The sequence below is a fragment of the Alcaligenes phenolicus genome, from assembly GCF_032063905.1.
GTDB classification, from domain to species: domain Bacteria; phylum Pseudomonadota; class Gammaproteobacteria; order Burkholderiales; family Burkholderiaceae_B; genus Alcaligenes; species Alcaligenes phenolicus.
In genome coordinates, this window is record NZ_DAMBOE010000010.1 from 87,185 (window position 1) to 100,986 (window position 13,802).

Sequence of the window (13,802 nt, forward strand, 5' to 3'; positions counted from 1 at the left end):
CAAACACAGCCACAGAACCAAAGTCTGCCCTGCCCCCTGCCTTACTTTCGATTGGATACCTCATGAGTACACTTCGCCTTCCCTACGACACCCTGTCTCCCAAAGCCTATCAAGGTCTGCTGCAAACGAAGCTGGCCTTGGACAAAAGCAGTCTGGGCAAAGAGTTGATTGAGCTGGTTAATTTGCGCATTTCGCAAATCAACGGCTGCTCCTTTTGCCTGGAAATGCACGCTGCCTCCTTGCGCAGCTCGGGCGTGCTCAATGCCAAGATAGATAGTCTGGCAGGATGGCGTGTCAGTGCGCACTTTGACGAACGCGAACGTGCGGCTCTGGAATGGACGGAATCCGTGGTGGATATTGCTCACACCCATGCACCCGACGAGCACTTCGAGCCTTTGAAAGCGCATTTCAGTGATGCAGAAATTTCGGACCTGACCTTTGCAATTGCCTTGATGAGCGCCTTCAACCGCCTGGCTATCAGCATGCGCAAGTGAGCGTGAGTGATGATTCTGCAGCGGCAAGAAACAAGAACCCCGCACCAGAAGTCAACCCTCAGACGGAATAAGACCGTTCAGCAGCAACACTGGACGGTCGGCTTATTTGCCAACAATCCCGCCTTAACCGCAGGCCGTACCGCAATCACATCAAGCGATCACTGAATTAGCCATGCAGTAAACCCCCGAAGCTTGGAATAATGTCCAAGTTCCGGGGGGCAGTTCAGGGGCGGCTCCCCAATCTGCAGGAATGCGACTACTTCAGATCGGCCTTCAGGGTTTCCAGGGCCCCTACGGCGCACGCTTCGTCCAGGTGGCCGCCAGGCGCACCGCCCACGCCGATGGCACCTATCGTGTCATTACCGACCTTGACTGGCACGCCGCCGCCCAGCAGTAGAAAGCCCTGGATATCACCCAGATTGGCGGCACCGGCATTTTTCTGCGAACCCTCCAGCATGGCGCTGGTCAGGCTGCGGGCCGAAGCGGACGTATAGGCCTTGTCGATGCTGGCATTGACCGTATGCGGACCGGCCTGGTCGGCACGCTGGAACGCACGCAGTACGCCAGCGCGGTCAACCACAGCCGCCGACACGTTGTAACCTTTGGCCGAGCATTGCTTGACGGTTTCAGCAGCCAAACGGTTAGCCAGATCCAGGGAGATGTTTTTTTCGGTCAGCACACCCTGGGCCTGGGCGGCGCCAGCGGCGAACAACAACGCCATCAAAAGGGAAGAGCGCAACATAGCAGTAATCTCCATTTATCAGTTCCGACAACACTGTCGGCATGGAAAAACTATACTTGCGCCGCCCGAACAGGACTATTCGGACGCTTACCCTGGCATCTACGTAGTTTTACGGAGAGACACTCACCAGGCTGGCGTAATGCCGAATCAGGTGGGCCAGGTTATCGACCTGCAGTTTGGCAAACAGGTTGGCACGATGCGTTTCAACTGTACGGGGCGACAGCGACAGCGCACGACCTATCTCCTTGTTGGTCAAGCCCTCGACAATCAGCGCCAGCACCTCGCGCTCGCGCTCGGACAAACTTGTGTAACGTTCACGCACCCACTGGTCGGCCGCAAGACGCTCACGACGGCGCACGTGCTGACGCACGGCCTGCTGAACCGTATCCAGCAGCACATCGTCACTGACCGGCTTTTCCAGGAACTCGACAGCACCCGCCTTGAAGGCGCGCCGGCACATATCCACCGTGCCGTGCCCGGTCAACAGAATGATAGGCTGATCCACGCCTTGTTCAATCAGGGTATCGAGCAAGGTCAATCCGCTGATGCCGGGCATGCGCACATCCAGAATCAATGCCCCGATAGACTGCCGATCAAAAGACTCCAGAAACTGCTGCGGATCCGCCCAAGTCTGCACCCGTAACCCGACTGTGCTGATCAGCAAGGACAAGCTTTGACGCACGGCGGCATCATCGTCCAGCAGGTGGATCAAGGGCGACAGGCTAGAGCCATTTTCAGTCGGGTTCATGATGCTTCCTCATCCACGAGTTGCAGTTCCAGCGCAAACACGGCTCCCCCCATGGGATCGTTGAACGCCTTCAAGCCGCCGCCCATGGCCTGAGCCAGCGACTCGCTCAGGCTCAGGCCCAGCCCCAGGCCGTCGGGGCGCGTCGTAAAAAAAGGCTCGAACACACGATCCAGATGCTGCGGGACTATTCCCGGGCCATTGTCACGCACGGTCAATTCCACGCGCCCTTGTCGCTGCAACACCTCGAGCCAGATGCGCGGATTGCTGGTCTGGGCTACGCCCAAAGCGGATACGGCATTATTGAGCAGATTGTGGATGATTTGTCCGAGCGCCACGGGTTCACCAACAACAACGACATCGTGTGAAGGAAGGCGTTTTTCCAGGGTAATGCCATGCCGCTCCAACTCCGGCATCAGCAAATGCACAGCCTCGCCCAACACTCGCGTCAAGGACACCGGGCAGCACTGCTCAGCCAGACCGCTTTCACGCAAGCTGTGCCGCAGGCGTGTCAACACGCTGGCCGCACGCTTGATCTGCTCTACCGAATGCGCCATGGCTTCACGTGCCGGCACCAGGTCGGGGGGATCATCCTGCAAGAGCCGCAGGCTGGCTTGTGTATTGGCCAGCACGGAGGTCAAAGGTTGGTTCAATTCATGCGCCAGGCCCGCGGCCATTTCGCCGAGCGCATTCAAACGGCCCACCTGACCGATACGCAGTAGCTCCTGAGCGCGCAACGTCTGTTCACGTTGTTTGCGCACATAGATGACCAGCGCCACCAGCAAGGCGCTGGCCAGGGCGAACAGTGCTGCCTGTCCCCAAGGCAGGTCGGCAAAGCCCACGACGCGACGCGTGTGCAATTGAAAGGGTTGGCTGTTGGAAGTCATTGTCTTGCCTGACTGGAATACCACAGGCCCGGCATGGTCCAACCCAGGACTGATTACCCATTGCTGGTCCTGCCACTCCAGCACCACGCGCACGGGACTGCCATTACGCCGAAAAGGCCATTCATCCCAGGCAATGGCGGCATTCAAATCCAGCATCACGGCAAAGCTGGCCGGATGCGCCGCTACCAGCAGACCATAGCGCCCTTGTGCCAGTTGCACATCCGTCAGTACGGCGCGCTCGGCCTTTAGAGACTGCAACTGCGCCTGCTGCCATTGCGGATTGGCCCACGCGACGTCGCTCTCTTCGCGATAGATCGCCATGATCTGGGGAAACATGGCTTTCAGCGTTCCCAGACGTTCAATGCGCTGCACGGGCGGCTGCAACAGGGCCAGCATTTGTAAAATGGCGTCATGCTGGGCCAGACGCTGGCCCAGCAGCCGGTAGGCTATATTGCTTTGCACCGTGAATGCCTCCTGCTGCCGCGCCAGCTCAGCGCGCGTCAACACGATGGCGCCGGCCAAAGACAGGCCGAGCCAAATCAACAAACCATACAGAAAAGTGCGATGGCGCGATTTCATGAGTGCATTGTGAGGATGGGAAGCAGTCAGATCAATACGCCGGCGGCACCTTCTGCGAGCGCAGATTTCAAGGACCGTCGGCCACGAACAGGCCTGCACTGCAAAATCCTATGGTCAGCCCAATTCTTGCAAGATAATCGATACGGAATAAAGTAAGCCTGCTTAAATCTATCCGGGGTCTATATGGGAGCATCTGTTCCCACTCCATGATGAGAGCGACGCTTGGCAATCCTCAACAAAGCCTCATCAAGGGCATTCTTCATTTCAAATTCGATTTCAAAAAATCAGCTTTTCACGGCTTGGCCGCCTGCTGATACAAAGGCATGACCCGTTCCGAGATCGCCTGCAAATCCGCAATACGGGTTGAGGAAGCCGGGTGGGTAGACAGGAATTCCGGCTGACTTCTGCCCTGCTCCAAGGCCCCCATCTTCTGCCACAAGGTGACCGCAGCACGCGGGTCGTAGCCTGCACGCGCAGCCAGCTCAACACCAATCAAATCTGCCTCGGACTCATGGGTACGGCTATTGGGCAACTCAAACATCACTTCGCTGAGCGTACCGCCCAGATCGTTCACGGCTTGCACACCAGTAAGGGCGGAGAGCACCGTCAAACCGAAAGAAGTCGCCATTTTCTGGGAAACCTGCTCACGCGAATGCTCGCGCAAGGCGTGAGCAATTTCATGCCCAATGACAGCAGCCAGTTCCGCGTCCGTTGGCTGAATCCGTTTAATCAAACCGCTGTAAACCGCCATCTTGCCGCCCGGCATGCACCAGGCATTGACCTCGTCCTCATTGATGAGGTGGACTTCCCAATTCCAGGAGCGGGCGTCGGCCCGGAAAACACCGACTTGATCAATCAAGCGTTGAGCAATGGATTTGACCCGACGAGTCTGGGCCGCATCGGTATCCAGCGCCTTTTGCTGCCGCGCCTGGGACAAGACCTGAGCATAATTCTGGGCGGCCGCCTGATTGAGCTCGGCCTCGGACACCAGATTGGAAATGAATTGTTTGCGCTCGACACCCACCGTCCCGCTTTCCGTCGTCTGTACGGTGGCACAGCCCGTCGTGGCCAGTATCAAACCCGCCGCCAAAAAGCGTTTTCCTTTCGCAATACCTTTCATGCTCAGCTCCAAAAAACAAACCTGACAAGAAGATGAAGTGCTAGGGTCCTGCGCAAACCCTCAGTTTCAGACGCCGCACTGTGAACGATGACGCAGACAATGATCCATCAAGACAATGGCCAGCAAGGCTTCGGCAATCGGCGTGGCACGAATGCCCACACAAGGATCGTGACGACCCAGTGTCTGCACTTCAACCGCTTCACCGGCCCGATTCACGGAAGGACGCATGGTGCGGATGCTGGCGGTAGGCTTGATCGCCAGGGAAACCGTCACGGCCTGCCCCGAGGAAATCCCGCCCAGTACGCCACCGGCCTGATTGGTCTTGAAACCGTCCGGATACAGCGCATCACCGTGCTCCGAGCCTTTTTGCGTAATGCAGTCAAAACCAGCGCCAATGGACACACCCTTAACGGCATTCAACCCCATCATGGCGTGGGCGATATCGGCATCCAGACGGTCGTAAATAGGTTCACCCCAGCCAGCGGGCACGCCTTCGGCCACAACTTCAATGCGCGCGCCAATGGATTCGCCTTCTTTGCGCAGCTCATCCATATAGGCTTCCAGCTGCGGCACCACGTCCAAGTCCGGCGCGTAAAAGGGATTCTGCTCGACCACGTCCCAGCTTTTGAAAGGAATGGCGATAGGACCCAGTTGGCTCATATAGCCGCGAATCTTCACGCCGAAGTGCTCGGCCAGCCATTTCTTGGCAATCGCACCGGCTGCCACGGTAGGCGCAGTCAGGCGAGCCGAAGAACGACCGCCACCACGCGGGTCGCGGTTCTCGAACTTCTTCCAGTAGGTGTAATCCGCATGGCCGGGACGGAAAGTATCCAGCAGATTGCCGTAATCCTTGCTGCGTGCATCGGAGTTGCGAATCAGCAGGCTAATGGGGGTGCCCGTGGTACGGCCTTCGTAAATGCCGGACAGGATTTCCACCTGGTCGGGCTCACGGCGCTGAGTCACGTGGCGCGAGGTACCAGGACGGCGGCGATCCAGTTCAAACTGAATATCCTGCTCAGACAGCTCCAGGCCCGGAGGGCAGCCGTCGATCACTGCGCCAATCGCTGGACCATGAGATTCGCCGTAATTCGTGACGCGGAAGCTTTTACCTAGAGTATTGCCGGACATAGAGAGAGTGAACGCAAAGAAATGAGGAAAAATAAAAGACAGGCACGATTATGGCATTGTTCCCGAATCTGGACATGCCCTGGACCGCACCCGATCTTTTAGGAAGAGCAACTGACTGCCAGCTCCGCGCTACCTTCAGGAGGCGGCATGGCATAGGCCTCAAAACCGGCCCGCTCGGTGTAAGGGTCGCGCAGCAACATCAGCAAGGTGTCGATTTCGCTGGCGTCGTCCTTGGCAGCGGCCTGAATGGCCTGCTCGGCCAAGTGGTTACGCAAGACGTACAAGGGATTGACGCGATTCATGGCCTCGCGCTGCTCTGGCGTGTCGGAACCGTCCAGTGTCAGACGCTGGCTATAGGCTTGCCACCAGGCCTGAGCCTGATCTTCGGAGCCTTCAAACAGACTCAAGAAAGCCTCGGGCGCCTTGCTGGCCTGGGCCAGAGCACGGAAGGACAAGGTGAAATCCGCCCCGCTGTTGTGCAGCAAACGCCACCAGTCATCGACCAGTTGTGCATCATCCGCCTGCCAGGTGCGCAGACCCAGCTTGGCCTGCAAATTGGCGTGATAGCGGTTCAGGAAACTGGCTTCAAAGCTTTGTAGACGCTCTTTTACCGCATCTACATCCGGATCAAGCACCATCAAGGCACTGGCCAGGCGGTACAAGTTCCAATGCACAATCGCAGGCTGTGCATTCCAGGCGTAACGACCTTGATTGTCACTGTGATTACAGACGTGATTCACGCGGAATCGGTCCATGAAGCCGTAAGGGCCGTAATCAATGGTCAGGCCCAGAATGGACATATTGTCGGTATTCATGACGCCGTGGCAAAAACCTACGGTTTGCCAGTCGGCCACCATCTCGGCGCTGCGGTGGGTGACTTCCTGCAAGAAGCGACAGACGCGCTCCTGCTCCGAATCGCCTTCAAGCAGCAGTTCCGGGTAGAACTCGCGCAGCACATAACCCAGCAGTTCACGCACACGCGTGGGGTCGTTGGCCCAATGCTCAAAGGAACCAAAACGTACAAAGCTGGGGGCCACACGTGTCACAATCGCGCCCGTTTCCACCGTTTCCCGGTACACAGGCGTATCTGAAGTCACCAACGCCAAAGCCCGGCTGGTGGCAATGCCCAAACCGGCCATGGCTTCACTGGCCAGATATTCACGCACACTGGAGCGCAGCACGGCGCGGCCATCACCCATACGGGAATACGGCGTTTTACCAGCGCCCTTCAACTGCAATTCCTGCGGACCCGTGGGGGTGTCGATTTGCCCCAGCAAATGCGCACGGCCATCGCCCAACTGTCCTGCCCAGACACCGAACTGGTGACCGCTATAGACAGCCGACACCGTCAGGCCACCCGGCAAGGGGGCCTGGCCGCTGACCACATCCAGAAATTCCTGCTCACCCAAACGGGAGACATCCAGGCCCAGTTGCGCCGCCAATTCCTTATTGACGTGCAGCAGGCGAGAATTGGCCAGGGGTTGTGGCGGAACTGCCGTATGGAAAGCCGGCGGCAAATCCGCAAAATGGTGACTGATGGCCAGGCCATCGAACAAGCTGGACATACAGACCCCCTTAGGCCGATTTGGCGGCTTTGGCAGCCTCGGCTTTTTCGGCCTTGCTGCGCTGCTTGGCCGCTTTCTTGGCTGGCCAAAGATAAAAAATGGCGCAGAAGTAATAAATCAGGGACAAGACAATTTCTGCAATCGCCCAAGGCAACACTTCTGCCACCGGATCCGACCACGCACGCATGACCCCTTCTGCGAAATACAGCAGAATCATCATGGACGTCCATTGCAGGGTATATAAATTGCCCTTGAGCACGCTGCGCAAGGGCAGCACCAAAGGAATCACTTTCAGCACCAGCCAGGAGCCGCCGGGTTTCAAGGGCGCAAAATGAAGCTCCCAGGCCAGGCACAAAGCAATCAAGGCGACCAAAGCCAGGGCCGCCACTCGATGAAGTATGGGGTTTAAAGGTTCATGCATGCTGTTATTATCACCTGAACCCTGTCGAAAAGCAGCGTCCGCCGCATCAAACCGCTATGAAAAACGACGAGAACTTCCCTATGCCCTCTGAGCAAGCTGAACAAACAGACTTGAACCCAGATAACACCGATCCTGTATCCCGGCAGGAGCCCTCGCCCGCCCCCACTGCCAAACATCACTTTTTAAGTGTGGCGCGTTTTGCCATCAAGCGGGTGGCCGAAAAAGATCTGATGAAGGTGGCCTCCAGCCTGACCTACACCACGATCTTGGCCATTGTCCCCATGCTGACGGTGGTGCTGGCGCTGTTCACGGCCTTTCCACTGTTTCAGGAATTTGAAAGTGCCCTGGAAGGGTTCTTGACCCGTAATCTGATGCCCGAAGTGGTGTCAGAAAACATCATGTTGTATCTGAACCAGTTTGCCTCCAAAGCGTCAGGCCTGACGGCGGTAGGCAGCTTGTTCCTGATTGTCACGTCCATCATGCTGATCATGACCATTGACGAGACCTTCAACAATATTTTCCAGGTACACGTGCAACGCCCACTGGGGCAACGCCTGCTGGTGTACTGGGCCATTATTTCGCTGGGCCCGATTCTGACCGGTGCCAGCCTGTGGGCTACGACCATTCTGGCTCGCGAGTCCTTGGGTTATATCGGCGACTTGTCCGGCATAGTGACCTTTGCCCTGTCTTACGTCCCCTTCCTGTTTACCGCCCTGGGGCTGACGGCGCTGTTCATGTATGTGCCCAACCGCCGCGTATGGTGGCGCGATGCGCTGATTGGTGGGGTAGTCACCGCCGCCTTGCTGGAGCTGATGAAGGCCGGTTTCGCCTTTTACCTGACCCGCTTTCCCACCTACACGATTATCTACGGTGCCTTTGCCATCCTGCCGATCTTCCTGCTGTGGATTTACATCTCCTGGCTGATCGTCCTGCTGGGCGCCTCCATGGTGGCGATTCTGCCCGACTGGCGTGGCCGCAACTGGGTCAAGACCAATGTGCCCGGCATCGCCTTTACTGATGCCGTGAACCTGCTCTACCAGCTGTGGCTGAACCGTCAGAACCCGCAGGGACTTAGCGTACGTGAACTCAGCCACAAGCTGGAACGTGACCCGGACGAGCTGTACGGCATTTTATGCAAGCTCAAGTCCATGGGGCTGATTGCTGATACCCAGCAAGACAATGACGAACAGTGGGTACTGAGTTGCGATCTGCGTCAGGTCAGCCTGAAACAACTTACCAAAGCATTTCTGCTGGACCGCGCCCATACCCACGAGGGTCCGCTAGAATATGTATTCAATTATCTTTCTCAGTTTTTCGATCAGCGACTATCCAATCTGGAAGAACTGTTTGAGTCGCCACAAGGCATTCTGACAGGACAACCAGCCATACTAAACGCCGATCCCGGTCAGGAGACCCAGTATGCTAAAAGTCAGTGAAATCCTGCGTGTCAAGGGAGACACGCTTTATACAGGCACCCCCGAAATGACCGTCGAAAAAGCGGTACAGAGCATGAGCGAGCTGGATATCGGTTCGCTGGTGATCATGGAGCATGGTCAGTTGGTGGGTATGTTGACCTTTCGCGAGATCATTCGCCACTGGCACGCCCAGGGTGACAAAGCCCAGGGCTTTACCGTGCGCAGCATCATGGATGACGCCCCCGTCAGCGTCACTCCCAACACCAGCGCCGACGAAGTGCAGCGCCTGATGCTGAACAACCACGCACGCTACATGCCCGTAATGGACGGCCCGGTGCTGATGGGGGTTATTTCCTTCTTTGATATGGCGCGCGCCATTGTTCACGCCCAGCAGTTCGAGAACAATATGCTCAAAGCCTATATCCGCGACTGGCCTACCGATTCCGAACAAGCCAGCGCGTCCTGATCCACCCGGATCCTGCCGTCTTTACTGACGGCGCTGCAATTCTTCCCAGGCCTGCGCAAGCAGGCCTGGATCGTTTTTGGCCAGCCAAGTGTGATCGGACAAGGTACGACGCCACTGTCGTGCGCCCTTCTTGCCGTGCGGCCAGCCCAGCATGCTTTTAATCACAATGCGCAGCGGTACACCGGCCTGCACATGAGGGCGGGCGTAGGCAATCATCTGCTCGACGACCGAGTCTTCATCCAGCAGCAGATCCTCGGGCCACAGGCGGCGGTGAATATCGCTCAAGACCGCCGGGGTGTGCCAAGCGGCGCGACCGAGCATTACGCCATCAAACTGCTCTTCCAGCTCGACAGCCTGATCGGTCTCGTGAATGCCGCCGTTCAAGATGAACAGTGCTTCGGGAAAGTCCTTTTTCAACTGCATGGCCATGTCATAGCGCAAAGGCGGGATCTCCCGGTTATCCTTGGGCGACAAGCCTTTCAAGACTGCATTGCGAGCATGAACGGTAAAAACACGGCACCCGGACTCGAACAGAAGCCCCACAAAATCCCGCACAAAATCATAGGACTCGTTGTAATCCAGCCCCAGCCTGTGCTTTACCGTCACGGGCACGGACACCGCATCCTGCATGGCTTTCACGCAGTCAGCCACCAATTGCGGCTCATTCATCAAACAGGCACCGAAAGCACCCTTTTGAACCCGCTCCGAGGGGCAACCGCAGTTCAGATTAATTTCGTCGTAGCCCCACTTTTCACCTGCCAGAGCACTGGTCACCAAGGCCTCCCGGTCGCTGCCACCCAGTTGCAAGGCCACCGGATGCTCTGCCTGATCAAAATCCAGATGACGTGCCTGATCGCCGTGCGTCAGTGCACCGGTGGTGATCATCTCAGTAAACAGCAAGGCGCGCGGCGCCAGCAGACGATGAAAAAAGCGGCTGTGGCGGTCAGTCACGTCAATCATGGGCGCCACACTCAAACGCCACATCTGGCTGTCCGGCATCACAAAATTAGTCATAAACAGGGAGCAAATCGCCTGATTGCAGGCTTGGTGAAAAAGGGAAAACACCCATTTTAATGGTTTCAGCCGACCACAGGATGAAGATAAAGCGCGGTAAATCGCCGCAAGGCTCCAAAAAGCGAGCGCACTGGTCTAAAATCGGCCGTTTGACATACTTGCGCGCCTGATAGTGCGCCAACAACCGGACCCTCACTGAAAGCATGGCTGTTTTTACTTCTGTCAGCGAACTTGACGCCCGCGAACTGCTGGAACAATACACAATTGGCGAATTTGTTTCCTTACGTGGCATTACCGCCGGCATTGAAAACACCAATTACTTTCTGAGCACCACCCAGGGCGAGTACGTTCTGACTTTGTTTGAAGTCCTGACGCTGGAACAACTGCCCTTCTACATCGAGCTGATGCACCACCTGGCCGCCAAAGGTGTCCCAGTGCCCGAGCCCATGACACGCCGTGATGGCAAACGCATCTGTGTCATGCACGGCAAGCCTTGCTCGATTGTGACGCGCCTGCGTGGTGGTTACGAGCCCGAGCCCACGGTTGAACACTGCCGCCAGATCGCCCGCACCCAGGCCCAGGCTCACCTGGCCGCTCAGGACTTTCCCCTGGAGCAACCCAATCTGCGCGGCCTGAGCTGGTGGCAAGCCACCGTTCCCCAGGTTCTGCCTTTCCTGGATGCGAGCCAGTCCGAGCTGATTCAGACCGTTCTGCAAGAACAAAGCAGCTTTGCCGACAGCGACACCTATCGCTCCTTGCCACAAGGCCCGGCTCACTGCGACCTGTTCCGCGACAACGTGCTGTTTGCCGGCACCTCGGAAGCGCCCCAGATGGGCGGCATTATCGACTTTTACTTTGCCGGTTGCGACACCTGGCTGTTTGATGTGGCCGTTGCCGTAAACGACTGGTGTATCGACCGCCTGAGCGGTGCCCTGAACCTGGAAAAGGCCCAGGCCTGGCTGGAGTCCTACGCCCAGGTACGTCCCTTTACCGAAGCCGAGCACAGCGCCTGGCCTATACTGATTCAGGCCGCCGCGCTGCGCTTCTGGATCTCGCGCCTGTACGACTTTTATCTGCCCCGCCCCGCTCAAACCCTCAAGCCGCACGATCCGCGGCACTTTGAGCGTGTGCTGCGCCAGCGTCGCGACCATGCTGTACCGGCGCTCCCTCGATAAACACGGATACTGATATGCAAGCTGCCAAGCTCCCCTTTCTTTACGGGTGGTACTGGATTCAGGAAGGATTGCGCTTGTTCAAGCTGCAACCGGCTGCTCTGTTCTTCTGGAGCTTGATCACCTCCATCCTGATCAATCTGAGCAATATTTTCCCCATCATCGGCCAGATGGTGCTGATCGTGCTGGTCCCGACCATGACCTTTATCATTCAGAATGCCTGTCGCCGCATTCATGAGGGAGAGGTCATTCGCCTGGGCATGTGGACCGAGCCCTTGAAGCCCGCCCCGGTACGCAACCGCCTGATCAAACTGGGCATCATTTACTTGTTAGCCTGCCTCGTCGTCGGCTTTGTGGCGACTTTCCCTTTTGTGAATGAGCTGTCCCAGTTGATGGACAACAGCAATGCCACTCCACAGGAGGTCATGGCGGCCTTTCGCAAGCCCATCATTTTGTTCTTCGTACTGTACCTGGGCCTGTCCGCCCTGTTCTGGCACGCTCCGGCCCTGGTAGGCTGGCATGCCATTCCAGTCAAGCAAGCCCTGTTCTTTTCCATGGTGGCTTGCTGGCGCAACAAGGCCGCCTTCCTGCTTTACGGCCTATGCTGGGCGGCTGCCTTCTTCGCTATCCAGACCCTGGGCGAATTGCTGCTGGGAGCGGGTTTAAGCCCAGGCACGGCCACCATGGTGCTGACGCCTATCAATCTGGCGATGGCTGCCATTCTTTACGCCAGCTTCTACCCGGCTTACCGCAGCGTGTTTGGTGATCCGATGCGCGACGCCGCACAAGGCTAAGCCCGGTCCAGCCATACCCCACCCCCTGTTTGACGTATTTCCTGCAGGGCGGCGGTCCAGGGCGAAAACTGCTCCGGCCCCGACAGAAAAGTGACCGGCGCCTCCAATACCGATCTGGCTTTTCTGTGCCAAAGTATCGCTCCCGCAGGTACAGCCGGACAAAATCTCAAGGGCTGATCACCTTCACCCAGAAAGCAGATATCCAGAGCCTGCCGCATTCCCCATAGATGAACGGCTCGGCAAGGCCGCAGCCACACAGCAGTTGCGAAAGCCTTGTTCTGTGGCAGTGCCTTCCAGCCGCGCCAGCGGGCCCAAAAAGTATGAGCATCGAATAAATACAAAGGCTGTTGTTGCTCCTGTTGCGACGGCTGTTTAACCAATACAAATCCAGGCATCTCTCAAGCTCCCCCTGCTAGCCACGGACCTAACAGGCTCATCGCAATCACCAGAAACGTGCAGGGAAAAATGCACACGACCAAGGGGGCCAGCAAATAAACGGGTAGCTTGAGGGCTCTTTGCTCGGCTTCCAAGTGCAAATGACTACGCAATTTTTCTGCTTGAGCGCGTAGCAACAAAGCCAAGGACAAACCCGTGTCCTGTGCCAGTTCCAAAGACAAGGCCAATTCTTCCAGCTCTGCCTGTCTGAAACTCAAAGCGACATTGCGCATGGCTTGCGGCAAACGTCGTCCCGCCCGAACCTCGCCCTGTACCTTGTTCAAGCTGATCAGCAGACTGCCTTGCGGTAGAGCCTGCGTTGCACGCGCCCAGGCTTGCTGCAAGCCCAACCCGGATTCGACAGCCAGCACCAGCAGATCCAGAAAAAATGGCAAGTCCCGGCGGCAACGGAAATGATGCTGACGCTGCAGTTTTCTTCCCCGTGAGATAGCCTGCAATATGCTCAAGAGGAGACCTGTCACCGCCAAGCCTAGAAGCTCCATCAAGGAAGCTCCCTGCGTCAACAAAAAGGCGCTGACAAGACTTGTGAGCAATCCGGTCAAAGCCACGCGTTTACTTAGAAAGCCCCGTACTTCGTTGGCATAAGAACCCCACAATCGCTCCGGCCACTCATGGATGAAAGGCAGGGACAGGCATAGATACAAAACTCTGGAGAACGGTGCTTCCCAAGCCTGCCAGGCCGCCTGCCCCAAACTGCTGCCTCCTTGCAGCAAAAGCAGATAACGACCGCGCCAAGCCCACAAGAATGCCATCAGGAACAAGGCTGCACTCAAGGCAGAGAGCATCCAGATCAGTGTGAGCATG

The 13,802-nt window shown here is 57.2% G+C and carries 14 protein-coding genes; 5 read left to right on the forward strand and 9 right to left on the reverse strand.

Annotated features, from left to right (window positions below; genetic code table 11):
* Positions 1-62: 62 nt before the first annotated feature.
* Entirely contained in the window at positions 63-494 is a 432-nt protein-coding gene (locus tag U2949_RS17755; protein WP_026483368.1) for a carboxymuconolactone decarboxylase family protein, read from the forward strand.
* A gap of 256 nt (positions 495-750) precedes the next feature.
* Here U2949_RS17755 and U2949_RS17760 read toward each other — a convergent pair whose 3' ends face one another.
* The 7 genes from U2949_RS17760 to U2949_RS17790 all read right to left on the reverse strand — a co-directional run bounded on the left by U2949_RS17760 (position 751) and on the right by U2949_RS17790 (position 7,681).
* Positions 751-1,251, reverse strand: coding sequence for a GlcG/HbpS family heme-binding protein (locus tag U2949_RS17760; RefSeq protein WP_210938461.1), 501 nt, complete (start codon positions 1,249-1,251; stop codon positions 751-753).
* A 94-nt stretch (positions 1,252-1,345) separates the two neighbouring features.
* Positions 1,346-1,984, reverse strand: coding sequence for a response regulator transcription factor (locus U2949_RS17765; RefSeq protein ID WP_026483370.1), 639 nt, complete (start codon positions 1,982-1,984; stop codon positions 1,346-1,348).
* Positions 1,981-3,447, reverse strand: a complete 1,467-nt coding sequence (locus U2949_RS17770) for a sensor histidine kinase (protein ID WP_321289142.1) — start codon at positions 3,445-3,447, stop codon at positions 1,981-1,983. The genes U2949_RS17765 and U2949_RS17770 overlap by 4 nt, the downstream gene beginning before the upstream one ends.
* A 292-nt stretch (positions 3,448-3,739) precedes the next feature.
* Positions 3,740-4,567 (reverse strand): M48 family metallopeptidase, encoded by an 828-nt coding sequence (locus U2949_RS17775; RefSeq protein WP_063690485.1) that lies wholly within the window; start codon positions 4,565-4,567, stop codon positions 3,740-3,742.
* Positions 4,568-4,633: 66 nt separating this feature from the next.
* Positions 4,634-5,695, reverse strand: a complete 1,062-nt coding sequence (gene aroC / locus U2949_RS17780; RefSeq protein WP_045929988.1) for a chorismate synthase — start codon at positions 5,693-5,695, stop codon at positions 4,634-4,636.
* A gap of 98 nt (positions 5,696-5,793) precedes the next feature.
* On the reverse strand, positions 5,794-7,260 hold the full coding sequence (locus tag U2949_RS17785; protein WP_321289146.1) for a protein adenylyltransferase SelO: 1,467 nt from the start codon (positions 7,258-7,260) through the stop codon (positions 5,794-5,796).
* A gap of 10 nt (positions 7,261-7,270) precedes the next feature.
* Positions 7,271-7,681: a DUF2069 domain-containing protein gene (locus U2949_RS17790; RefSeq protein ID WP_035274661.1), complete on the reverse strand. Its 411-nt coding sequence runs from the start codon at positions 7,679-7,681 to the stop codon at positions 7,271-7,273.
* An 80-nt stretch (positions 7,682-7,761) separates the two neighbouring features.
* Here U2949_RS17790 and U2949_RS17795 point away from each other — a divergent pair, with 80 nt between their 5' ends.
* Positions 7,762-9,117: a YihY family inner membrane protein gene (locus tag U2949_RS17795; protein WP_321289147.1), complete on the forward strand. Its 1,356-nt coding sequence runs from the start codon at positions 7,762-7,764 to the stop codon at positions 9,115-9,117.
* The gene (locus U2949_RS17800) at positions 9,101-9,562 is read left to right on the forward strand and encodes a CBS domain-containing protein (RefSeq protein WP_009462173.1); all 462 of its coding nucleotides are present in this window, start codon (positions 9,101-9,103) and stop codon (positions 9,560-9,562) included. Before U2949_RS17795 ends, U2949_RS17800 begins: the two co-directional genes overlap by 17 nt.
* Positions 9,563-9,583: 21 nt before the next feature.
* On the opposite strand, the gene dusA is transcribed toward U2949_RS17800, so the two are convergent.
* Entirely contained in the window at positions 9,584-10,576 is a 993-nt protein-coding gene (gene dusA, locus U2949_RS17805; protein ID WP_266140661.1) for a tRNA dihydrouridine(20/20a) synthase DusA, read from the reverse strand.
* Between the two features lie 203 nt (positions 10,577-10,779).
* Between dusA and U2949_RS17810 the strand changes: the two genes are divergently transcribed.
* Positions 10,780-11,751, forward strand: a complete 972-nt coding sequence (locus U2949_RS17810) for a homoserine kinase (RefSeq protein ID WP_026483379.1) — start codon at positions 10,780-10,782, stop codon at positions 11,749-11,751.
* A 14-nt stretch (positions 11,752-11,765) separates the two neighbouring features.
* Entirely contained in the window at positions 11,766-12,542 is a 777-nt protein-coding gene (locus tag U2949_RS17815; protein WP_026483380.1) for a BPSS1780 family membrane protein, read from the forward strand.
* Positions 12,543-12,940: 398 nt separating this feature from the next.
* On the opposite strand, the gene U2949_RS17820 is transcribed toward U2949_RS17815, so the two are convergent.
* Positions 12,941-13,801: a type II secretion system F family protein gene (locus U2949_RS17820; protein WP_266140660.1), complete on the reverse strand. Its 861-nt coding sequence runs from the start codon at positions 13,799-13,801 to the stop codon at positions 12,941-12,943.
* Position 13,802: the final 1 nt, after the last annotated feature.